The organism is Streptomyces sp. NPDC039609 (genome assembly GCF_055596705.1).
Window position 1 is genome coordinate 83101 of sequence record NZ_JBVIUJ010000016.1, and the last position, 22414, is coordinate 105514.

The window sequence follows — 22414 nt, forward strand, 5'->3', positions numbered from 1 at the left end:
TCACCATCCAGTTCGCCGACTGGGGCTCGCCCCACCAAATCAACGCTTGCTTGACCAACCGCCACCGCGTCGACCGCGTCTTGTTGGGCGAGGACGCCGCCCGCATCGACTCACAGGAGCCCTCTACGATGCACACATACGACGTCACAGTGACGACCAGCGCCTCGCCGGAAATCGTCTGGAAGCTGCTGGTCGACGCCGCAAGCTGGCCGCTGTGGTCCAAGGTGGACAGTCTGGACACAACACGGTCGGTCGGCCTCGACCCCGGCGGCGACGACGGCGTCGGTGCCGTCCGGGCCTTCCGCACGGGACGCGTGGTGACCGGAGAGCGGCTCACTGAGAAGGTCGAGCGACGCCTCTTGGCCTACGAAGACGCGTTCAATTCGTCGATGCACAACTATCACGCGCGCATCGAGCTGAAGCCGACAGCGCGCTCGGGCACGGTCATCCACTGGTACGGAGAGTACGAGACGAGCCGGCTGTTGGGCTGGGTCATGCCACGCTACCTCCAGAAGTTCATGCAGAGCATGGCGGAAGGGCTGGCGCGCTACGCCGAGGAATGCACTCCGGCTCAGTGATGCCTGAGAGAGCTTGCCCGAGGAGACAGGGCGTGGCTGCGGGTCGGGGTGTAACTCGGCTCGGTTGATAACGGCATGGTCCGTCCAGCGCCAGCGGTCCGGCCGGTGTCTCGGCGGCCCTCAACCCGGCGACCTCATGGACCTGGTTCCCGTTATGCTCCGGCGCCGGCGAGGTCGTTTCGGCGGCCGCGTTTCCTCGTCGTTCGGCTGTCGGTAGCGTGACCGCTTGTGATGGTGGGATCCGAGGAGTCCCGGCTGGTTGTGCTGCGCGGGAACAGCGCGTCGGGGAAGTCGTCTGTCGCGGTCGGCCTTCGTGAGAGGTTCGGCCGCGGCCTGGCCCTGGTCGGCCAGGACAACCTCCGCCGTATCGTGCTCCGCGAACGGGACCGCCCGGGCGCTTCGAACATCGGCCTGATCGACCTGACCGCCCGCTACGCCCTTGATGCCGGGTACCACGTCGTGGTCGAAGGCATCCTCTACGCCGACCACTACGGCGACATGCTGGCCCGGCTGCGCGCCGACCACCGCGGCCCGACCCACGGCTACTACCTGGACGTCTCCTTCGACGAGACTCTCGCCCGGCATGCCACCAAGCCGATCGCCGACGACGTCGACGAGACGCAACTGCGCGACTGGTACCGGCCGCGCGATCTGCTTCCCGACGGGCTCGAGACCGTCATCGGTGCGGACAGCACCCTGTCCGAGACTGTCGACCGCATCATGCTCGACACCGGACTGGCCCACCTGCCCGCACTCGACCGCTGACCGGGCGCCGTTGCGACGACTGAGAGAACCCAGCCGGACGCAATACGGCCGCGGCCGCCCGTTTCACTTCCCTTCTTGCTGGGGCAGGGTCTGAGGTCCTGCCAGGCTTCCGGTGGACGCGGTTGGAGGAGCGCCGTGTCTGGTTTTCACTTCCGCGAAGCTGTAGCCACGAGCTCGGCGGAGTAGGCCAGGGGCGGCCGTCAGGTGCCGGGTCGGGGGGCCGGCGAAGACGTAGAGGGTGTCTCGCGTGGCACGTTTCGCGAGCTTCTTGTAGCAGGTCAGGGCGGCGGCCAGGCCGAGGAAGGTGCGGAAGTGCGAGCCTTCGTTCGTATCGGAGGGTGAGGCGGGGTAGCTGAAGAGCCAGGCGATCGACCGTTCGATCTTCCCGCGGTGCCGACCGAGGCGTTCGCTGGACGATGCCGGGCCGCGCGATGCGCGCGACGAGCCCGCGCTCGCGTAGCCAGGCCAGGTGTTCGGCGGAGAAGTACGTCTTGTCCGCGCGGAGTTTGACGGGTCGGCGCCGCCGTGGTCGCCGGCGGGATCGGACGGCGGGTATGCCGCGGATGAGCGGCTTGAGGGCGAGGCTGTCGTGCGTGTTCGCGCCGGACGCGGCGACGGCGAGCGGCATGCCCTGGGTATCGGACAGCAGGTGCAGCGTGCTGCCCTTCTTGCCGCGATCGACCCGGGTTCGGCCCGGTCAGATCCCCCCTCTTTGGCGCGAACGGAGGCCGCGTCGACGATCGCCGAGGTCCAGTCCACCTCGCCGCGGGCCCCGAATTCGCCCAACAGGGCCCGGTGCAGCCGACGCCACAGGCCGGCCTCGGCCCGTACCGTGAAGCGGCGATGCGCGGTGGCGGGCGACGTGCCGAACGTCGGCGGCAGATGCCGCCAGGCACAGCCGCTGGTCAGCGCGTACACAACTGCTGTGAACACGGCCCGCTCGTCACACGGAGCGGTCCCACCACCTTGCGGACGAGCAGCGAACGGCAGCAACGGGGCGGCCGGCTCCCAGAGTTCATCAGGAACCAGACGCTTCGACGGATCAGCACCCACGACCGGCAGCATGCCGCACGAACATCAAGTCACGTGAGGCAACCTCTACGCCTTGATCGGTGCGGCCGACCTGGCGGCCTGCTCGATCTTCGCGCAGTGGGCTGCACGGGCTTCCTCGTCGATCTGCTTCTCGTGTTCGGCGCGCAACCCGGTCCGGCCATCGAGGCCCTCGCGCAGGATATCGGCGTGCCCGGCATGCCGGATGGACTCGCCGAGGACGTGGACCAAGATCGCGAACAAGTTGGTGTTGGGAGAAGGCTCCGGCCACCACGGCACGTGGCCGGGGGCGTCGAGGGGAAGCTCGTTGATCGTCGCGTCCGAGTGTTCCCACGTGCGCCGGTAGAACCCGATGATCTGCTCGCGGGTCTCGTCCTCGGTCGCCCACAGATCGCTGCCGTTGGAGTCCTGCCACCGGGGCAGCGGTTCCGGCGAAGGGCGGTCGAAGACCTCGCCGAAGTACCTGGCCTCGACGGTGGCCACGTGTTTGACCAGGCCGAGGAGGTTGGTCCCGGTTGCTGTCAAAGGCCGGCGGGCGTCGTATTCGGACAAGCCGTCGAGTTTCCAGAGCAGCGCCTTGCGGTCCCGCCGCAGTCTCCCGTGCAGGTTGTCTTTCGCGAACTCATCGATCATGCGGCATGAGCCTGCCATGGGCCGCTCGTGGTCTCAAGATCCCGTACGTGGTCCGCAACGACTGGCAGAGCCGAGGCCTGGCTATGGCCGCCGCCCTGACCTGCTACAAGAAGCTCGCGAAAGTTGCCACGTGAGACAACCACAAAGTCGCGGTACTCGAGGCATGCTGCTCCGTGAACAGCGACGGCACGAGACGAAAGGGAGCCTCGCGGGGCTACTGGTCAAGGCCGGTTGCAGTGGTTGCACCAATCCGCTGCTGTACGTCGGCGTCATGTTCTGCGAGCTCCAGGGCTGCGATGGCCTTCCGTCGCCATCGAACGACCGCGAGCGTGGCGAACAACCCCACCAGCAAAGCGGCAACAGGTGCGCCATAGACCAATGCGCCGATGCCGTATCCAAGCGATTCCATCGCGTCTCCCTCCCGCCCGGAGCCTACTCAATCGGTGACGGGCGTCCTGGGCGTCATGCGGCGATGCGTGCGAGCTCATCCGAGGATGAGGTGAACGACCTGCTCGGCGACGACGACAGCGACGCGGATGGGAGGGACGACGACTCGTAACGACTGGAGTCCGTGAGAGCCCTGCTCCCGCTTGCGGTGACGAGGTCGGCTGCCGGCGAGGGCTGGTGCCGCCCGAAATTCTGGCTGGATGTCAGTGGCGGTGGCGACACCTGGCCCTTGACGCCGGACCGTGCCGCTTCGGCACCGCCGCTGCTGGTTCCCCTCGGGAGCCGCGCTTGTGCCGGTTACGGACCCGTTCGGCACGCACCGGAATCGTTCCTTCGATCCCAAACCTACTCAGGTCGGCACGGTCGCTGCGGGAGTAGTACGCCTTGCCGGCCCTCACTCGGGCCGGGCGTCTGCGTGAGCCGGTCCGGCGTCAGGGCCCAGCCCCTCCCGGACGGGCTCAGCGTCGCGGTGGGCTTCGTCCTCTTGGTGCGTGTTCACGAGCCTCCTTGTCTCACGTGTGCCGTCTCCGCCTCGAACCCTGCCCTGTGTGGGCCTTGGGGCACCTGGCCGATGTAGGGGGCGGCGACGTTTGGGTGCTCCGGGTCAGCTTGCCGGGGCGATGTCTGCCCATAGGGCGGTGGCGTCGGGCGAGAGTGGCGTGACGGCCTGGCCCGCGGCGTAGCCGTCCTCTGTCCACCACAGGCCCTGGCCGGATGCCAGGACACGCTCGTCCCTGCCTGCCTGCCATCGGCCGCGCAGCACATAGACCACTCCGGCATGCCCGACGGGCGGTACGAGCGGGCCGGAGACCTGGTCCACCTGGGCGGTCCAGTGGTCGCGCCGCACCATGATGTTGAGCACCCGGCAGGCGCCGCCCGGCAGTTCGGCGGCCAGCGCGCGGTCGCCGGAGAAGGCGAACGGCTCGCCCGCGCGTGTCAGCAGCCGGTCGAACGCCCCGGGGCAGGCCAGCCGCACGCCGTCGCCGGCAAGAAGAGTGAGCGTCCGGTCGATGCCTGGGAACGCTGAGAACGGACCGTCCCGGTCGATGTCGGCGACGCTCGCGCGCCATCCGAACTCCTCGGTGCCCGCCGGCCACGAGGCGATCTCCCTGGTCGCGCCTCCGCCGTTGCGCCACCGGCCCGCCGTCAGCGTCTCGGTATCGAAGCGGTGCATGGGCGGGCTCCTGACGTGCGTGCGGTACGGGTGCAGATCACACCTACGCGACGACTTCGGCCGCAGAGCTGTCGCCATTCGTGACGACCGCATAGAGGGCCGAGACATTGACCCTGGTGTGCTCGGTCGAGGGAGTGTACGCGCTCTGCGTCCCCGTCAGTGGGTGGTGGCGCGCCTCTGGCTGCGTCCCGCCAGTCCTGGGCGAAGCGCGCTGACCATCGTGGCGCGCCCCGCTGCAACGACCTGGACGTCCCCTTCGACGAGACTCGTGCCCGGCATGCCCCCAAGCCGATCGCCCATGACGTGAACGAGACGGGACTGGTGAGTCGTACCGCCCGCGCGATCTGCTGCTTGACAGATTCGAGAAGCGTCATCGGTGCGGACAGCGCCCTGTCTGCGACTGTCGACCGCATCATGCTCGACACCGGCTGGCCCACCTGCCGGCACTGGATCGCTGACCGGGCCGTGGTGGTGAAGACCGGCAGAACCCGGCCGGGACGTGGCACGGCCGGGTTCTGCCCTGCCGCACGCGCAGGCACGACAAGGCGTTCATGGGAGCGCATACCACCACGTACAGATGAGAATGCCCCGCCGTGGATGGGTGGAGGGGCTCGAGACCAGGGGAGTCGACGATCACGAATTTCCCCATCAGTAGCGTCAGCTTCGTCGCCCAGACGTTCGAGCTTCAGTGCGCTGCTCTGCTCGCCTCATGGCCGAACAGCAGGCGAATCGCTGCCCGGCTGGTCAGTCCCAGTCGCATGGCGGTTGGTCGATTCGACCGCCCTTGTGGGGCGTGGGGATGTACTCGTCCGCGCCGCCGGGCAGACCGGCGACGCACGCCGACGAGCAGGCGTTCACGAGCAGGGGCAGTACGTCAGTGGCCACGCGTAGGGAGACCCACATCTGGTGGAGTCCGGCTTGTCCGATCGGTCGGTCGCAGACGCTGCAGGTGTGGACGGCGGTGGTGCCCCAGCGCTGCGCATCCAGCTTCTCCGGGCCGAGAGCCGTGACGGAGTCCGGGGCAGGCTGCAGCTGCGGGAACGGCGGTCGCAACTTGTAGTTGCCGTACAGCGCGCGCGTGCTGACCGTGCTGCGGGTCAGGTTCCGGCATCGGGTGATCTCGTAGGGGAACCAGTGCAGCCGGTAGGAGGTATAGGGCGTGAACTCCTCCAGGCTGGTCATGGCCCCGATCTCGGGCGGGATCCGGACGAGGTTGCTGCCGTAGAGCACGAGGTGCTTGACCGCCGTGAGCTCGGCGATGCTCGCCGGCAGGGTGACGATCTGTCGCCGTTCTTCCGGGGTGAGTTCGACCAGGGGGCGGAATTCTTCGCGCCCGTCGGCGGCGGCTTGGTCGATCAGCTCCAGCAGTCGCCGCCAGCCTGGCGCGGCAGTGTCCTGTTGCTCGGTGTGAAAACCGACCCGGGCTCGCCCATGAGGTCTGGACTGGTGAATGCAGGCGCAAGCATCCTGACGGGACCCACGCCGTTCCGGGACCGTATCGGTTGTGTCGCCCCAGCGGTTCACATGGAGCCGCGGCTCTCTCTCGCTCGTCATGGCGCCAAGATACGAGGGCTGCCGCAGACCGCCTCACTGATTATTCGGGGGCTGTCTGCTCCCGGCCTCAGCCCTGGTGCGAGACGCCGCCCGCCGGAAGCGGACCCGGCGGCACAGGTTGGCGGTGCCGGGCAGTCGGCCCAGGCGATGCGCTCGCTGCACCGCTGCGAGGCAGACCTGGGGTGGTCCTCAGGCTCGTTGGGTCGAACAACGGCGAGCTGGCTCAGGCCGGCCGAGGGCGATGACGAGCGGGCAGGCACGGTCTTCCGTTGTGGTGTTCGGCGACTCGGCGGAGCCGCGGGAGGTGCATCGCGGATCCGATCGATGGACTGCTGTCTGATCTACGGTTCTGGCTCAACTTCAGTGGAGGGGGCTTGGTCACGAGTGGGCCCCAGGGTGCTGGACCGGCCGATCACGTTATCGGGCCACGGGTTAGAAGAGACCGACCCATCTGTATTGGGCGACGTCCTCGAGAATCTTGCGTAGCCATGGGCTGCGGACGGCGGGCAGGCGAACGAGGGCGTGCTGGAACGCTCTTGAGTCCGCCCGGAACAGGTGATGGGGGCGCGGCGCGGGCGGGTCGTCACGGAGGACGCCGTCGGGCATGCCGCCCGACGCGGGGACAGACAGGTCCGGGTCGGGGAAGGCCAGCCACAGCCACACCCCGAACGGCAACGGCACCGGGTACGCCGAGGAGGCCGGGCCGGCCGGGGCCCAGAGGTGCCCCGTCTGCGGATGAACCGGCACGAGGAGAACGTCGGCGTCCGCGTCGGGGCCGGGCAGTCCCGGACCGGCCAGGACGGCGCGCCGCGCCGGCGGTCCCGCGGGCAGGAGGGTGTCCAGGGCGCGTTGGAACACCTCCGAGGTCAGGCCGTTCGGGACGGTCACCGGCTGACCTTCGGAGGCCGCCAGCAGGTGGGCGAGTGCCCGGCCGGCTGCCGCCTCCCACTGCGGGCTCCATGACCACGAGCGGCCCACCCATGGCCGAGACCCCCACGTGGCGATCGGCTCGATCGGGGGCGTGCCCTTGCCTTCCGCCAGCGCCTCCGCCCAGGAGAGAGGTGCGGCATCGGCGTCGTCGACGGGGAGGCGGCGTACGGCATCGGGGGCGAGCCACACCGCCTGCCAGAGCGAGCAGTCGTCGATCCGGCTCGCCACAGGCAGGTCGCACGCCTCGCAGGCCATGTTGGGGCCATCACCCCAGTCGACGCCGCAGCAGTAGCCGCCGCCCTTCTCTGGGATCAGCAGGGTGCCGCGGGCATCTCCGGGTGCGATGACGATCGCGCCGGGCGCGCCGTCGGACAGGGCTTGGACCGGCGCGTAGACCCCACGGGCGGCCGCCTCGTCCGGCTGGATCTCATCCCATGTCCGCCACGGCGCCCCCCAGGGCTCCGGGTCAACGGCGAACGTACCCGGGTCCATGAGCACCGGAAGCTGAACTCCGTTTCCGTAGGTCTGATGGGCGTGGACCGGCAGGGTGACTTGAGACAGTGGGGTGGTCAGCTCAGCGCCACACCCCGCACACACGAAAACGAACAAGCGCCCTCCGTCTGGGAAAAGAGGAATCATCCCAGCAAGGCAGCGGCCAACCAATCAGTTTTAGGTGGGGAAGAGCCGTCATCCATCACCCGGCATGCGCGTGATGACGGAAGTTGAGCCAGCGCCTCCTTCTCGTGGAAATGGCCAGGCAATGGCTGGTTATCGGCGGTACGGCGGAGTGCGGTCTCCGTTGGACACCGCATGACTGAGAACGACACTCATCCGCGGGGCCTGGTCAAGATCGCGATCACTGCCGACGACCGGGAAGCAGCGAAGACGGCGGCGGAGCGGATCGTGGGGCTGTGGCTCGCGAGCTCCATCTTGACCAGCCCCGTTCCCGATCAGGAGTTCCGGGCGGTCATCCATGCCGACATCGACCGCAGCCCTGCCGAAGGCGGCCGCCCTGACGCGTACCAGCTTCGCGGGCAGGAGTGACAGCCCCCGAGGCAGGGGATTGCTGTTTCTCCCGGCTGACCGGCTGACCGGCTGACCGGCCGGCCCTGCAGGGCCGGAAGAGCCGCTCAGGACCATTCCATCCTGTGCACGGGTGGAGCCTGTGTCCCGGATCCCGCTGTGAGATCGTCGAGCTCATGACCGAGTTCTGGGTGATCGAGGAGGGCAGCACTGTGCTGTCGTCCGAGACGGTGCGGGAGACACTCCGGGCGAGGATCGGCGGAGGCGAGCTCGACACGTGGCTGCCCAGTTCGTCCGGCCGCAGGCTGGCCTTCGTGACCAACACCGAGCGGGCGATGGTGGTGCTGATGGAGGGTGAAGGAGATCCCGGCGAGCATGCCGTCGACCCCGGGTCCGAGGGATCGAGCGGCGGCTTCCTGCTCTCCAACGGGCAGCATGACGAATACCTGGACGAGGACACCGTTCCGCTTGAGGAAGCGTTCAGGATTGTCGACCACATCGTGAACAGGGGCTCCTGGCCTCCCGACGCCCGATGGTCGGTCGATCGCTGAGCCTGCGAGCTGTCGCCGTGTCCAGATAGGGATGGCGGCGAGGCGCAGCGCGGCCTGGCAGGCGATGGCGAGCTTGTCGGTTCGCCGGCCAGGCCGCGCCACTGCTTGATCCGGTCTCGCATCGCATGGTGATCGCGAACCGGACAGACACCCGGTCAACTGACCAGCTATCAAAGAGGCCACCCAGCCCTGCCATGGTGCAGCCGGACGGGGCATCGGGGGGCCTGCGGGGGAGGTCAGATGCCGCTGGGCCGGTTGACGATCCAGGTCTTCCGCTCGGTGCTGAAGCCTGAGTCCGTGGTCGGCTTGCGGTGCAGGTCGACCTGCACCTTGGGGTCGGTGCCGTCGACGGTGACCGTCAGGGTCCTGGTCGTCCATTCCGCATTGCACTCCGACGCCGTCTTCTGCTGGGTGTTGCCGTGCAGGTTCCACCAGTTGGCGAGGCTTACCCGGCCGCAGTAGCCGTCAGTCGACATGTCTTTGATGTCCGCCTTGAGTGTGACCCACTGCGCCCCCGTGGTCAGGTCCTTGTACCACGTGACGGTCCCGTTGCGGAGGCTCGCCCTGACGGCGCCTTGGGCCGAGAAGCTACCAGGGCCGAACGAAACGACCTTGTAGACCGTGTCCGGGGCAGCCGAGACGGTGGACGGCACTGCCACCATCGTGGCCAGGACAGCTCCGGCAGCCGCAGCACCAGACCAGACTCTTCTCATGTGTACTCCCTCCCCACGCTCGCCGTGCGCGTCCTGCGGGCCGATTGCCCACCGTGCAGCGAGAGTTGACGCATCCTCACGACCACGGGCATCGGTTGTCAATGCCAGCGCACGGGCGTGCCGCCGACGTCTGGTACGAAGACGGAAGTGTTTACGCCCGGGCGGCCGGCCGTCTCGATCGCCAAGAGTCGGGCGCACTGGGTGGCTCGGTGGGGTCGAGTGGTGGATCAGGTCCGGGGCTGTGGCGAGGAGCCTCTTGATCGCTTCGACCCCAAGCGGCCTACCAAGAGCCAACGCTCATGGATCTGGCCTCTGCCCGACCAGTCAAGGTCGGACAGAGGCCAGATCTTCAGTAGCGGGGGCGGGATTCGAACCACGCGACCTCTGGGTTATGAGCCCAGCGAGCTACCGAGCTGCTCCACCCCGCGTCGACATGTCCACCCTACGGCAGCCCTGCCACCTGGCGCGCTGGAATATCTCCTCGGCGACCCTGTTCGGTGGCCGTGTCCCCCCGGCGACCCTGTTCGGTGGCCGTGTCCCCCGGGTGACGGACTGTGCTGCGAGCCTGCTTCGTCACCGCGGCCAGCCTTTCAACAGGAGTTCATCGAAATGGCAGCGCGTTGCACCAGAGTCTGCCAAGCCTGTGGTCGGCCCTGCGCAACCAGGCCGCAGTGCCTCCCTGCCCGGCCCGTGCGAGCGCAGGGAGGACCGGACGGCAACCCGACTTGGGCGGCGAGGCCTGGGGTGGGCACCCGCCGACGCCGGGGTGCCCCCAGGGCGCCTCGCCACGGGCTCCGCCGCGCCGGCCCGTCATGGAAACCCCAGCGTGGCTCGCCCGGCGGTCGAACCTGTCATTGAGAAAGGTCAGTCACTGTGTCTCAGACCAGCGGAACATCCGGTCTCTCGCCGATCCGCCGTGGCGGACGATGGGAGCGCCGCCGCCTCACCCACCCGTTCTCCGCCCAGGATTTGGCGCTCATGTGGGGATCGATCGCGGGCGTCGTGGCCGTGCCGTTCTGCTCGGCCGGGCACTCGACATGAAGGGCGGTGCGTCCTGGTCGCGGCGTCCCCCTTCATCGTCTACTGGCACGAGTAGCGAGGTACGGCCTGCCAGTTCGACGCGGCCGGTGCCCGCTGTGCCGAGGTGCCGCTGCCGTGGTCCCACGTCACCCAGTTCCTTGCGTCGACCTCGCCCGGCGAGGAGTACGCGCTCATCGGAGCCCAGCTACGCCCCAACTCGTCACTGCCCCACGGCGCACCCGTTCTCCCGCGGAACGAGGCGATGCCCGTGCCGACTCACGTTGCCGTGCCGCGTTCCACATGAGGCCCCCGCGTGGGTGGACACAGCGCCCATGCGGACCAGACCGCACCAACCATTGCTCAGAACCCTCCCCGGAGCCAAGTGCTACGGGCAGGCCGCTCGCATTGCTATAGGGGGAAACCGGATGCCGCAGTCGCACGAGCCCTGGTACAAGCACCGCCCGCCGCCTTGGCCCGCGCCGGACAATCCGTACGCGCCCGAGGGGTACGGCCCGCCACCGCCCCGCCCACGCCGCCGCTGGCCGACGGCCGCCGCCGGCCTCGCTCTGCTGCTGCTCGTCGGTGCCGGCGCGTACGTCCTCGGCGGGCGCTCCGGAGCGGAGAACGGCGTCCCGTCGGCCACGGCGCCACCGACGGGGAACGCCCGCCCCACCCCGTCGGCCACGGCGCCGCCGAAGGCGAGTGCCCGCCCCACCCCGTCGCCCACCCGCATCCCCACCACCGCGGAGATCGCTCAGCGCCGTATGGCCGGCGAGGCCAGCGCCTGGATCGTCGACGACCGCACCGACCTGCCCCGCCGGAACATTCCGACCGAGGACCTCTGGATCGTCGGAGACACCGTCGTCCAGGCCGTCTACAAGAGGGTCGTCGCCCACCGGCTCAGCGACGGCGCTCAGCTGTGGAGCATCGACCTCCCGACCCCCGTCTGCGAGACCCCGGTCAACGCGACCCCCGACGGCAAGGTCGTCATCGTCCTGCAGAACGTCGAGGCCTGGACCGGGACCCGGTGCAACCAGCTCCAGATGATCGACCTGCGCACCGGAAAGTCGGGCTGGCACAAGAAGCTGACCGAGACCGGCGCGGGGGACAACACGATCATCGTGGACAGCGCGATCAGCGGTGGCACCGTCGCGATCGTCCAGAACATGAAGGCCGCGGGGTACAGCGTCGCCGACGGGAAGAAGCTGTACGACATACCCATGGAGAACCCCGGGAAGTGCTACCCCGGCAGGGTGGCCGGCGGCACCCGGCTCCTGGTGCTCGCCGACTGCGCGATCACCTCAATGGAGAAGGCGTACGACCAGGTCCGGGAGATCGACCCTGCCTCGGGCAAGGTCCGCTGGCGCTACCGGACGGAGCCGGGCCGCAGAGTCGGCCAGGTGCTCTCCGTCGCACCGGCCGTGATCACCACCGTGCATCGGGAGACTCACGCCGAGGACTGGCGGGTCGTCGCCCTCGGATCTGACGGCAAGGTCCGCAGGACCATCGACCCCCGGGCGAAGGGGTTCAAGCACTGCGGCGACTCCGTGGATACCAGGGCCAACGCGCAGTCGTGCCGGGAGGCCGTCGTCGGCGGGGGCCTGGTGCTCCTGGGCGGCACCGACCGGGTCGGCGCCTACGACCTCGGCACCGGGAAACTGGTCTGGGGCGTGAAGGACGAGGGGACCTCGTACGGCTACTACCCCCTTCGCGTCGGACCGGGCAGGACGGGGGTCGTCTACCAGTTGGGCACGAGCGCCAAGCCCGGGCGGGTCTTCCGGGTCGGCCCCGGCGGCGTGGACACGATCAAGGACGTGCTGCGGCTCCCCGCGTCCACCTCGAGGCTCGAGTTCGGGATGGGGGTCGTCGGCGAGAACGCCTACGTGGGTGACCGACTGGTGATCGCGCCCGCCGGCCTGACCGGCGACGACGCCCGCCACGAGCCCCGCATGCTCTCCTTCGCTCCCTGACATTGACGTGTTCGGCTTGGGTGGGCGTGCCGACGTCATCGATCGTTCGCCGGATGCGGTTGCGGCGGCCCGAGAGAACGCAGGGCTGACGGGCATCTGCGGGTTTCTCGAGGCGTGCGGGGGCCACGTACTCGGCGGAGCCGATGGGGAATCCGGTGGTGCGCGGCGTCGACCTCGCGGGCGGAGATGCCGAAGTCGGTGAGCGCCTTGGCGTCGCGGCGCAACATTTTGGTGGTGTGTGCGCTCAGATGTCGCAGACGAGGCGAAGGCCGACCTCGGGCCATGGACCGGGACCGGGCCGAAGACTGACGGCTGTCGGGAGCCGGCCTTCGAGGCGGATGTATCGGCCTTCGTCGTCCATCATGCCGGTGCCCATGGTGGGCACCCGACGAGGGAGCCCCAGGAGATCGCGTGGTACAGGGACGCTATCCCCTCCCCGTCCGCAGGGTCGAGACGCCCCTGCCATCGGACGAGGTCGCCGTCCACCGACACGCGAGTGACGGTCCCGGCACGGTCAACGGAAGAGAGGATGGGAAGAGCGTCGTCGGAGCACGAACGGGACATCCGGCCGACGACGAGGAGCCGTGGCGGAGGCGCGGTTCCCTGGCGTGGGTCGGGAGGGATCGGTCCACCCATGACGGTGAGGGCACCGACGACTTCGGCCACAGTGAGAGCCTCCCTCCGGAATCACTGGTTCGTTCACTGCTGCACGGACGGTGGAGCTGAACCTTGCCAGGGGCGTGCTGCTTGGCGGGGTGATCTGAGATCGCCCGACACCTGCCGTGGACACTGCCGCCCACTTGGCCGGGGATTCGCTGAGGACCTGGTCGGCGAAGCCCATCTGCCCGTCATCGGTGATGGCCGCGGAAATCTCGCCTCCGGGCCTCAGGACTGTCGTGCGGTTTCGTGCAGTCTCTTGGCCACGGTGTAGAAGACCGGGAAGTTCGGTATCGATGACACCGGGACGTCCATTGCGAGGAGTCGCCGGCCGTCCTCCTTGACGTGAAGGCGGCCGTTGACAGGCCGCATTTCGCGTATGCGGGCCCACGGGAGGGTCTGCCCTTTGAATGTCACCCCCTTCAGGCTCAGCCCGACCGTGTTGAAGATGAGTTCCTGCCCGCGCGCCACGTCTTCCAGGGCGCGGCGCAGTCGGGTCTCGCTGACCGCCTGCACGATGGCCGGTCCCCATTGTTCGGGATCGGTGAATTCCGCTCCCTGCACGTGGGTGACGATGCCCGCGTAGCGGGAGGTCGACGTCCTGCGGGTGTCGCCGATGGTGAGGGCCACGCCGTCCTCACCGATCAGCGTGTATACGTGGCTGGATTCGGTGATGCCGTTCTTCCGTGAGTGGAGCACGTCCTGGTGGACCTGGACGGAGGCCCAGTCGAAGGTGTGGGCCTTTCCGTCGTGGGTGGTCACTACCGCGCCGTGCTGGAAGAGGTCGAGCCGCGCGTTCTTGCCGCGCCGGGCCAGCTTGATCTTGTCGATCAGCATCCACCCGAACACCACGTACATGAGGGAGAAGGCCAGCAGCGGTATCGAAGCGCCGAGTGCCACGACCGTCGTGATCAGCAGCGGTGTGCCTCCGCCGACGAGGATGATGCCCCCAGTACGTACCAGGTCCACGGCGGGCGTCTGGCCACATACGTGGCCTGCTTCGCGCCGAGCCATGCAGCCGTTCCTGATCCGGTCATGCCGTCCCTACCCCCGGGAATCCCGTCGTCGCCACAGTGCTGTGGTCGTCCACAACTCCGCACTCGAGCGTCACTCTGGGGCACCCTCATGGTCCGGCGCTGAAATCGGGCTGCAGGGAGCATGAATCGCGAGGTCACACCCTCGCTGCGCCTGCCGGAAGGTCCCACGAGTCTGGCTGACGGCCGGTCACTGCTCGTGTCGTGCCACGTCGTCTCGTGGACACGTCAGGCGTGCCGTCAGGAGGTTGGCCTATGGGGTCGCCGAACGGTGCCTGTGGCTTCCAGTCCGTCACGTGCCATCTCGTATTCGCGGGCGTGGTCATCGGCTCCGGGCAGGGAAAGGGCAGCCCGGAACTCCTGCTGCGCGTCGGTGTGACGGCCCGTTGCCGCGTAGGTGCTGCCGAGCCGGATGCGGACCCCCATCTCCAGCCACGTGCTCGTGTGTGGGGTGAGCGTCGACAGTGCCTTGTGGTGGAGATCGACGGCCGAGCCCAGGTCGCCTCGGGTGTGCTCCGCGGCGGCAAGCCGTGACAGGGTCGCCGCGCGCAGCGGCAGGTCCTCGACCTCACCGGCCAGCCCGGCGGCCCGCTTCAGCAGGTTCGTGGCCACCTCGTACCGGCCGAGCGCCAGCTCGATCTCGGCCACGAAGCACAGGGTGCTGCTGATCGTCCTGGGTCGGCCGTTCTTTTCGGCGAGTGCCAGGGCGGTGTTGTAGTGCCAGAGTGCCTGTTCGTGCCGCCCTTGCCGGTGATGGATGGAGCCGATGTTGCAGTGGGACACCCCGGTCAGCCAGTCGTCGGTGAGGCCGGCCGCCAGTTCCATCGCTTTGTCCAGGCTCGAGAGCGCCTCCTCAGTGTTTCCCAGCTGCCCCAGCACGATCCCCGTTCCGGCGATTGCGCGGGCCTCTTCTCGCAGGTCGCCCCGCGCGCGGCCGTGTTGCAGGGCCTCGGCGAACCATGTTCCTGCCTGCCGGAACCGTCCCTGGTAGACATCGAGGAGGCCCATGCAGTTGCGCAGCGCTGCGGGCGTCCGTCGATCAGTGGCCGCGTCCGCGCACGCCAGGGCGAGTTCCAGGGCGGTACGGCATTCGTGGTGGTGACCGTGTCCGGCCAGGTGGTCGACGAGGGCTTCTGCCAGCTGACACGCGTGGTCGGCGTGGCCGCCGGCGGCAGCGAAGGCCACGACATCGACGAGCTCGCCACCTATCGAGCTCAGCCATGCCGAGGCCTCCCGCCATCCGGCGAAGGGCATATGGGCGGCGGTCGAACTGGGGCCGGCCGAACCGGTGGTGAGTGCGGGGAAGCCGCCTGGCCCCCAGTCACTGGCCATGCGGCCCGCCGCGGTGTAGAGGTGCAAAACGGCGTCGCGGTCTGCGGCGGCTTCTTCGGGGGCTTCGCCGGCCACGCGCCGTGCATGTGCCTTGACGAGATCGTGCAGCCGGTATCGGCCAGGATGCGGTTGTTGCAACAGGCTGGCGTCGACCAGATCCTCCAGGACTCCCTCGGCCTCCTCGCTGGAGCCGCCCAGCATGGTGGCGAGCGTGAGCCGGTCGAAGCGGGCGGTGGGGTTCGTCCCCAACGCGCGGAAGCCACGCCGCAGTTCCGGGCCGAGCTGGTCGTACGAGACGCGGAAGGCGGCCTCCACGCTGCGATCCTCGGCCCGCAGCTCCGCGAGGCCATGCGCGTCGTCGGACATCCGGCCGGCGAGAAAGGCCAGGGTCCAGGACGGGCGGCTCTGCAGCCGGGCGCTGGCGATCCGCAGGGCCAAGGGCAGGCCGCCACACCGCCTGGCAAGGTCACGCGCCGCCTCAGGCTCGTCGTCGGCCCGGGACTCCCCGACGAGCTCGCGGAGCAGTCCGACGGCAGTGCCCGTACCCAGCGGCTCCACCGTGAGCCGCAGGTCGGCGTCGAGGCCGGGCAGACGCTGGCGGCCCACGACGATGACCCGGCTGCCCGGTCCTGCCGGCAGCAGCGGACGCACCTGCTCGGCACCGCGCGCGTTGTCCACGACCAGCAGCAGCCGCAGGCCACTGGTGGCGGCGCGCCACGCTGTGACGAGGTCCTCCAGGCCGTCCGCCGTCTCACCGTCTGCGTTGAGGTTGTGAGGCTCGCGCGCGCCGGTCGGGAGCTTGTCGTCCTCGCCGGGGATCACCCGCAGCATCCGGCGCAGGGCCCGCTGGGGGGTGACGCCTTCGTGGGCGGCGCCGTGTGCATGCAGGTCGACGAAGAGGCAGCCGTCGGGGTGGGCGTCGACCAGTGTCCAGGCGGCACGCACCACCAAGGCGGTCTTGCCGACGCCTGCTGTACCGTCGACCGTCATCACGGACACGGCGTCCGGTGACACAGGTGCGGTGAGCAGGGCGAGCTCCTTCTCCCGCCCGGCCAAGCATGCGATGTCGCCGGGAAGTTCGTTGCGCCGGTGGAGAGAACGAGGCGGGCCGGGACGGCTGGGGCGATCGGGCACGCCGGGCAGGCCGTCGCCGGAGGCCGAAGCCCCGGGTGATGATTCCTGGGACCCGACATGCTCGGGGGCGACGGTTCCGGCTGGGCGCGCTCGGACGGTGCGGCCGAGCAACAGCAGATCGTCCCGGCGCAGGACGGCCTGGTGTACGTGCCGCAGCTCCTCGCCGGGTTCCACGCCAAGCTCGTCGATGAGCCGGCGACGGGTTTCGCCGTAGACGGTGAGCGCCTCGGCCTGCCGGTTGCTGCCGTACAGGGCACGCATCCGCAGGGCGGCGAGCGGCTCGTCGTACGGTTGTGAGAGGGGTACTGCCAGGAGGGTGTCCAGAGCATCCGGGTAGTTGCCGAGCAGGACCAGGCACTCCGCCCGGTCCTGGAGCAGCGCGCGCCATTGCCGGACCAGACGTTGCCGTTCGGCAACAGCGAGCGGACCCGGCAGACCGGGCAGCGGCTCCCCGCGGAGCAGATCGAGGGCCCTACTCCCGTGAGCGAGTGCGGCATTGAGCTCGCCGGCGGCCTTCGCCCGCTGGGCGCTTGCGGCCTCCTTGGCGACCTCGGCGACATCCGTCCGGACTGCGCCGGGCGGTATGCGGTAGCCGCCTCGCTGCCCGTGGATCACCGAGCTACCTGCGCCGGTGCCAGGCTCGTCGAGAGCCTTGCGCAGCGCGTGGATGTAGCTGGGCAGAACCTTGTGCCCCGTGCCCGGAGGTGCGGTTCCCCAGACATCGTCCAGGAGCTGCTGGTACGTCACGTAGTAGGGCGCGCGCAGAATCAGCGCGGCGAGTACCGCCTGCCGTCGCACCGGGCCCAGCGCCAGCGGCGCGCTGCCGCGGCAGGCCCTGACCGACCCGAGCAGATCGACCCGCAGATCACCCTCGGTATCGACCGTGCCCCTGCCCGATGAATTCATGCTCACGCCGAATCCCCATGCCCCGTCAGTCCAGTGTCTGCCCGCCGCAGGAGTCCTTGTGCTTCAACAGGACTTCATCAGAAGGCCAGCGGGCCACGACAGAGTCTGTCAGGCCTGTGGGCGCCGCGTCTCCTCCACCCCGACGCATGCAAGCAGCGCGCTTCACGAACACCGATCCAGCGGCACACCAAGCCCCCCGGAAGCTCACTTACAGGACACCCGTTGGACAGATTCGGTGGTCTCACCTTGCACCGGTGCCAAAGGTTGACAGGTCCCACAACTACTTCAGCCACCAGGGCACTTCCAGGCTGTCAGCCGGGATTCCCTTGACCCTCGCCAGAACCTTCCTGTCGAGAGCCCCCACGAGGGCGCGCAACTCACGCGCGCTCTTCCTGGGCAGCGTATGAAGCACGGTTTCGAGGTGCCCACGGAAGCCGGCGCCGTAGCACCCGCACTCAGGGACGCCGCAATCAGGACCCGCGAGCGGGTCTACGAGTTGCCTGAGAGGGCGGTTCGTGAGCCTTTGAGTGATTCTGTCGTCGCCTGATGGTGTGGGGTGAGGGCGGAAACCGCTGGTCCGCAGTCGGCGGTCTGTTGGGGTGGTGGGGTGAGGGAACGCAAGCCGTACCCGAGTGACTCATCGGATGAGCAGTGGGCTCTGATCGAGCCGGTGATCACTGCGTGGAAGGACCGGCACCGCTCGGTCAGCGGCCACCAGGGCGCCTACGCGATCCGGGAGATCGTCAACGCGATCCTCTACCAGGGCCGGACCGGCTGCCAGTGGGCCTATCTCCCGCACGACCTGCCGCAGAAGAGCGCGACGTACTACTACTTCGCCGCCTGGCGGGACGATGGGACCGACCAGGTCATCCACGAACTCCTGCGCTGCCAGGTCCGTGAGCGGGCCCGCCGATTCGAGGATCCGACCCTGGTGGTCCTGGACACGCAGAGTGTCCACGCGGCCGCCGGGGTCCCCGCCTCCACGACCGGCCGGGATGCCGCGAAACGGGTCCCGGGCCGCAAGCGCGGCCTGGCCGTGGACGTGCTCGGCCTGGTCATCGCCGTCACCGTTCTGGCCGCGAGCACGCACGACAACGCGGCGGGCATCGTCCTGCTGGACCAGGTCGCCGAGAACGCCGGTGGCACCGTCGAGAAGGCTCTGGTCGACCAGGGTTTCAAGAAGGCCGTGGTCGACCACGGCACCGCACTCGGCGTCGACGTGGAGATCGTCGAACACAACCCGCAGGACACCGGCTTCGTCCCACAGCCGAAGCGGTGGAGGGTCGAGCAGACCTACGGGATCCTGATATTGCACCGGCGTCTGGTCCGCGACTACGAGTACCACCCGGCCTCGTCCGCCTCCCGCGTCTACTGGGCCATGACCCAGGTCATGGTCCGCCGCCTCACCGGCGCGAACACCCCCACCTGGCGTGAGCCGCAGGCGGTGAGCGCGTGAACCCTCCAGCCCCTGCTCGACGCGCTCGGCGTCCAGGAGGAAGCCGCCCAGGCCATGGCCGACGACCTCTGTTCCGGGAGGCCGAGACCCACCTGGAGCACCTCGCGATCACCCGGAAGACCGTCACCGGCCTCGCCGACCGGCTCCCGGCCGTCCCGCCGGACCTGCCCGAGCACCCGGACTACCCCCGCATCCTCGGTGTCTTCAACGACGTGACCGGCCCACTGCGGGCCGGGGACGTCTGCGAAGCCCTCGGTCACGAACTGCTGCCGAAGAACATCGAGGGCACCCGCGCCAAGCTGAAACGCCTGGTCAAGCTCGGCATCATCACCGAGATCGATACGGGCAGCTTCGCCAGGAATTAGTAGCCGCCGAGCACTGCGACGAGCAGCCCCACACCAGCCTCATCAGTGAGCAGGTTTCTGCTGTGTCTGTTCCTGCGGACCGCACGACGCTAGCGTCGAGTCTCATGATCGTATGGCTCAACGGCACCCATGGCGCGGGCAAGACGACGACCAGTGCGCTCGTGCAGCAGCTGATCCCGGATTCACGGGTGTTCGATGCCGAGAAGGTCGGCGAGACACTGATGGACATCACACCGGGGTTGCCCGCTACGGACAATTTCCAGCACTGGCCGCCATGGCGGCCTCTCGTCGTCGAGACCGCCCGACGTGTTCTCGACTACACCGGCGGCACTCTGGTGATGCCCATGACTGTCCTGGTCGAGCAGTACTGGCGCGAGATCACCTTCGGCCTTGCTCAGCATGCCATTCCGGTCCGGCACTTCGTCCTCCATGCCGACCAGGACACCCTCCGCGGGCGCATCGCGGGCGACACTGTTCTTGGCCCCAACTCCCCGTTCCGTCTCCAATACCTCGAGCCGTACGCCGAGGCGGCCCGCACGTGGCTGCACGCCGAGGCCGAGGTCGTCGACACCACACACCTCACGCCCGCCCAGGCCGCCCTGCAGATCGCAGAGGCCGTCAAGAGCTGACGAAGAACGACCTGTCGACGTCAAGCCTCGCAGGTGCCGAGAAGCCTGACATGTGACAACCAGCGTGCTTCGGCTCAATCGGGAAACGGTCCACACCTCACGAACCGCCCTCTCAGAGTGTCCTGACCGCCCCGGCGCCGGACGCTGAGGTGGGCAAGCCTGGGCGGGCTTTCCGGCTGCGGCTGTTGGAGGAGGATGCGGTGCACGGTTTCGAGACGGGCGAGACGGTGGTACGGCGCGTTGTACACCGGTCGGGGCCGTGTGTGGAGCGAGCAGGCACTGCGGGTTGTCGCGGACACAGGCGAGGCGCTGGTGACCGCCTGCGTGCCCGGAGCGGAAGCCCGCTGGCCGGCCTTGTACGCGAAGGCCCGCGATGACAAGGACCGTGCGGTGCGTACGGAGGCATTCGAGGCGATGGCGAACGGCCGGTGGGAGCTCGCGGACGCGGTGTGGCAGGAGACCGACCTGCTGCTGTGGAAGCCACCTGCGGCCTGGTTCAGCGTCAACGCAATCTTCGTCCCCGATGGTGACGGGCGCCGGCTGCGGAACTGGTACGTCAACTTCGAGCACCCCACACGCCGCACCGAGGTCGGGTTCGACAACTTCGAGCACCCCACACGCCGCACCGAGGTCGGGTTCGACACCTTCGACCTCACCGTGGACCTGCTCATCGACCCCGACCTCACCCGCTGGCAGTGGAAGGACGAGGACAAGTACGCACACGTGCGGCGCCTCGGCATCGTCACCGACAACGAGCACAAGGCCGTCGACGACGCCCGCGACCAGATCCTGGCGATGCTCGCCGAACGCACGGGCCTGTTCGCACACGCGCAGCGGTGGGCGGCCTGGCGGTGGGAGTCGGCCTGGCCCACGCCGCGTCTGCCTCGGGCTGTTACGGCCACAGCGAAGGTTGCACCGGAGGGAGGCTGAACGCGGGTGCGGCCGGAAGGAGCGCCACCTCGACGGTGAGTCGCACCCGCTTCGATGAGAGGTCCTGGGCCCCGCGTTACATTCTCTGGCCCGGCCTGTCGGTGTGGTCCCGCATGCTTGAAGTTCACCTGGCACGCAGGACAACCATGACTCTGGACTTCAACGCAGACAAATCGGTAGTCGGGCTGGCAAGGCAGCGAGAGCTGATCCGAACCGAAGGGATGAAAGCGGTTTTGGGCCGGACCGTCGGCGGGCCCTATCGAGTGGGTAATGGGTACCAAGTGACCAGACCGCAGGAACGTGCGGTCATCTATGGGAAGCCTCGAAGCAGGCCATGGAAAAGAGTCCTGACGAACAACCCCATGGGCAGTGCCCCGCTTGCGACTGCGCAACCCGTACCTCGGCCCTCCGCAGGCCTGCCCCATGCCAGCTGCTTATCCCGGCACCACTTTCCAGCCGTGCCTCGGGACGATCCCCAGGCATCCAACGGAGGGTTTGAACCCATACTCGCTCCCATGATCGTTATGGGCGCGGGGGCCGTCGTGGTGGGCAGCATCGCTAAAGGTCCCGAGGGCGGCGCTGCAGCGGCTACGACTACCGGCATAGCCGCGTCGCAGCAGCTTTTCGGACTCGCGGCATGAGTAGTTACATGGAGCGCAATTCGTGAACCTGAAAGCATTCCTTCGCAATTACGCCGCGCCAGTAGCGAAGGATCACGGCTTGGTGCGCAGTGGTAGCGACTTCAAACTGTCCTCACACCCCGAAAGTACGGCGATCCTCTCCTTTGAAGAGATTCGCATCGACTCGCTCAAGGTCGTATTCGGAGTTTCATACTGCATCATCCCCGCCGTCTATTGGGGCTGGGTCGCCAGGTGCGGTGGCGATCCTGTGTGGCCTGTCGACAGGAGCGGGGCCTTCGTGACTCGATTCATCCTTCCCCCGGAAGGGCTGGCCTATGATCCGGAGGATGATGGCGACTTTCGGGGGATGTGGTCGTATGGGGCCGGCATGGAACAGGAATGTGGATCCGCACTTCGCGAATGCTTGACCGATGAAGTGATTCCAGAAATGGCTCGCATGTTGGACCTCGATTCGCTCCTTGCCGAGCTGCGTAATCCGACGCGACCGGGAGTATCTGACCTGTCGCAAGACCTTTGCGAGATCTTTGTCGGCATTGAAACCATGCCATCAGAGGAACTCGATCAGGCGCTCGCAGAGGCGGAACGAAATGGCGCCGTCCGCAGCTTGATTTCATGGCTTCGGCAGCATTCTCAGGCCGGCTCTCAATAGCCCCTGTGGACGTCATCGGGGATTACTGCAGCCCCTGCTGAGGGCGCCCCGGACCGCTCCCGAGCGGATCCGGAGTGCCCGTTTTTGTCGGCCGGCGTCGCGCTCGCTCTGATAGCGCACGTGGAACCCGTCGGTTCACCCGGGCCGGGGTGAGCGAACCCGTTGTGCGCTGAGGTCCGCTCGCTACGCCGGCAAGTAGTTCAACGTCGCTGAACGACAGGTACTTCGTACTTCATGGAGCGCGGGTGTCCACACGGGGGCGGAGGCGAGTGC

The 22414-nt window shown here is 68.3% G+C and carries 19 protein-coding genes, 1 tRNA gene and 1 pseudogene; 11 read left to right on the forward strand and 10 right to left on the reverse strand.

The window, feature by feature from the left end; translation table 11 throughout:
* The first annotated feature begins 50 nt into the window (after positions 1 to 50).
* Together ACZ561_RS35120 and ACZ561_RS35125 are read left to right on the forward strand one after the other, a co-directional pair.
* Positions 51 to 578 (forward strand): SRPBCC family protein, encoded by a 528-nt coding sequence (locus tag ACZ561_RS35120; RefSeq protein ID WP_471003164.1) that lies wholly within the window; start codon positions 51 to 53, stop codon positions 576 to 578.
* A 231-nt stretch (positions 579 to 809) separates the two neighbouring features.
* Positions 810 to 1343 carry a P-loop NTPase family protein gene (locus tag ACZ561_RS35125; RefSeq protein ID WP_471003379.1) on the forward strand — a complete coding sequence of 178 codons (534 nt, stop codon included), beginning with the start codon at positions 810 to 812 and terminating at the stop codon, positions 1341 to 1343.
* Positions 1344 to 1604: 261 nt separating this feature from the next.
* Here the strand turns inward: ACZ561_RS35125 and ACZ561_RS35130 are convergent.
* A pseudogene (locus ACZ561_RS35130) lies at positions 1605 to 2408 on the reverse strand (IS5 family transposase); the annotation flags it as partial.
* Between the two features lie 33 nt (positions 2409 to 2441).
* On the reverse strand, positions 2442 to 3026 hold the full coding sequence (locus ACZ561_RS35135; RefSeq protein WP_471003166.1) for a DinB family protein: 585 nt from the start codon (positions 3024 to 3026) through the stop codon (positions 2442 to 2444).
* Positions 3027 to 3031: 5 nt separating this feature from the next.
* Here ACZ561_RS35135 and ACZ561_RS35140 point away from each other — a divergent pair, with 5 nt between their 5' ends.
* Positions 3032 to 3160: a hypothetical protein gene (locus tag ACZ561_RS35140; protein ID WP_471003169.1), complete on the forward strand. Its 129-nt coding sequence runs from the start codon at positions 3032 to 3034 to the stop codon at positions 3158 to 3160.
* A gap of 80 nt (positions 3161 to 3240) precedes the next feature.
* Here the strand turns inward: ACZ561_RS35140 and ACZ561_RS35145 are convergent, their stop codons facing one another.
* From ACZ561_RS35145 to ACZ561_RS35160, 4 genes are all read right to left on the reverse strand, one after another.
* Positions 3241 to 3435 (reverse strand): hypothetical protein, encoded by a 195-nt coding sequence (locus ACZ561_RS35145; protein ID WP_471003172.1) that lies wholly within the window; start codon positions 3433 to 3435, stop codon positions 3241 to 3243.
* A gap of 642 nt (positions 3436 to 4077) precedes the next feature.
* On the reverse strand, positions 4078 to 4647 hold the full coding sequence (locus tag ACZ561_RS35150) for a HutD/Ves family protein (RefSeq protein ID WP_471003176.1): 570 nt from the start codon (positions 4645 to 4647) through the stop codon (positions 4078 to 4080).
* 744 nt (positions 4648 to 5391) lie between these two features.
* Positions 5392 to 6171 carry a leucine-rich repeat domain-containing protein gene (locus ACZ561_RS35155; protein WP_471003179.1) on the reverse strand — a complete coding sequence of 260 codons (780 nt, stop codon included), beginning with the start codon at positions 6169 to 6171 and terminating at the stop codon, positions 5392 to 5394.
* A gap of 462 nt (positions 6172 to 6633) precedes the next feature.
* Positions 6634 to 7740 carry a hypothetical protein gene (locus tag ACZ561_RS35160; protein ID WP_471003182.1) on the reverse strand — a complete coding sequence of 369 codons (1107 nt, stop codon included), beginning with the start codon at positions 7738 to 7740 and terminating at the stop codon, positions 6634 to 6636.
* A 201-nt stretch (positions 7741 to 7941) separates the two neighbouring features.
* On the opposite strand from ACZ561_RS35160, the gene ACZ561_RS35165 reads away from it, so the two are divergent.
* Both ACZ561_RS35165 and ACZ561_RS35170 read left to right on the forward strand, forming a co-directional pair.
* Positions 7942 to 8175: a hypothetical protein gene (locus ACZ561_RS35165; protein WP_471003185.1), complete on the forward strand. Its 234-nt coding sequence runs from the start codon at positions 7942 to 7944 to the stop codon at positions 8173 to 8175.
* Between the two features lie 155 nt (positions 8176 to 8330).
* A complete protein-coding gene (locus tag ACZ561_RS35170) occupies positions 8331 to 8705 on the forward strand; it encodes a hypothetical protein (RefSeq protein WP_471003187.1) in 375 nt (124 codons plus the stop codon).
* A gap of 236 nt (positions 8706 to 8941) precedes the next feature.
* Here ACZ561_RS35170 and ACZ561_RS35175 read toward each other — a convergent pair whose 3' ends face one another.
* Positions 8942 to 9418 (reverse strand): hypothetical protein, encoded by a 477-nt coding sequence (locus tag ACZ561_RS35175; RefSeq protein ID WP_471003190.1) that lies wholly within the window; start codon positions 9416 to 9418, stop codon positions 8942 to 8944.
* A gap of 353 nt (positions 9419 to 9771) precedes the next feature.
* Positions 9772 to 9846: transfer RNA gene (locus tag ACZ561_RS35180), tRNA-Met, on the reverse strand.
* Between the two features lie 1017 nt (positions 9847 to 10863).
* Between ACZ561_RS35180 and ACZ561_RS35185 the strand changes: the two genes are divergently transcribed.
* Positions 10864 to 12408, forward strand: a complete 1545-nt coding sequence (locus ACZ561_RS35185; RefSeq protein ID WP_471003193.1) for an outer membrane protein assembly factor BamB family protein — start codon at positions 10864 to 10866, stop codon at positions 12406 to 12408.
* A gap of 885 nt (positions 12409 to 13293) precedes the next feature.
* Here the strand turns inward: ACZ561_RS35185 and ACZ561_RS35190 are convergent.
* On the reverse strand, positions 13294 to 14034 hold the full coding sequence (locus ACZ561_RS35190; RefSeq protein WP_471003196.1) for a DUF6585 family protein: 741 nt from the start codon (positions 14032 to 14034) through the stop codon (positions 13294 to 13296).
* 305 nt (positions 14035 to 14339) lie between these two features.
* Complete coding sequence (locus ACZ561_RS35195) at positions 14340 to 17471, reverse strand: AfsR/SARP family transcriptional regulator (RefSeq protein ID WP_471003382.1); 3132 nt, start codon at positions 17469 to 17471, stop codon at positions 14340 to 14342.
* Positions 17472 to 18078: 607 nt separating this feature from the next.
* Here ACZ561_RS35195 and ACZ561_RS35200 point away from each other — a divergent pair.
* From ACZ561_RS35200 to ACZ561_RS35220, 5 genes are all read left to right on the forward strand, one after another.
* A complete protein-coding gene (locus ACZ561_RS35200; protein WP_471003199.1) occupies positions 18079 to 18927 on the forward strand; it encodes an IS5 family transposase in 849 nt (282 codons plus the stop codon).
* Entirely contained in the window at positions 18924 to 19292 is a 369-nt protein-coding gene (locus ACZ561_RS35205) for a hypothetical protein (protein WP_471003202.1), read from the forward strand. The genes ACZ561_RS35200 and ACZ561_RS35205 overlap by 4 nt, the downstream gene beginning before the upstream one ends.
* 104 nt (positions 19293 to 19396) lie before the next feature.
* Positions 19397 to 19921 (forward strand): P-loop nucleotide/nucleoside kinase family protein, encoded by a 525-nt coding sequence (locus ACZ561_RS35210; protein ID WP_471003205.1) that lies wholly within the window; start codon positions 19397 to 19399, stop codon positions 19919 to 19921.
* A 390-nt stretch (positions 19922 to 20311) separates the two neighbouring features.
* Positions 20312 to 20851, forward strand: a complete 540-nt coding sequence (locus ACZ561_RS35215) for a DUF402 domain-containing protein (RefSeq protein WP_471003208.1) — start codon at positions 20312 to 20314, stop codon at positions 20849 to 20851.
* A 663-nt stretch (positions 20852 to 21514) separates the two neighbouring features.
* Positions 21515 to 22141 carry a hypothetical protein gene (locus tag ACZ561_RS35220; protein WP_471003211.1) on the forward strand — a complete coding sequence of 209 codons (627 nt, stop codon included), beginning with the start codon at positions 21515 to 21517 and terminating at the stop codon, positions 22139 to 22141.
* Positions 22142 to 22414: the final 273 nt, after the last annotated feature.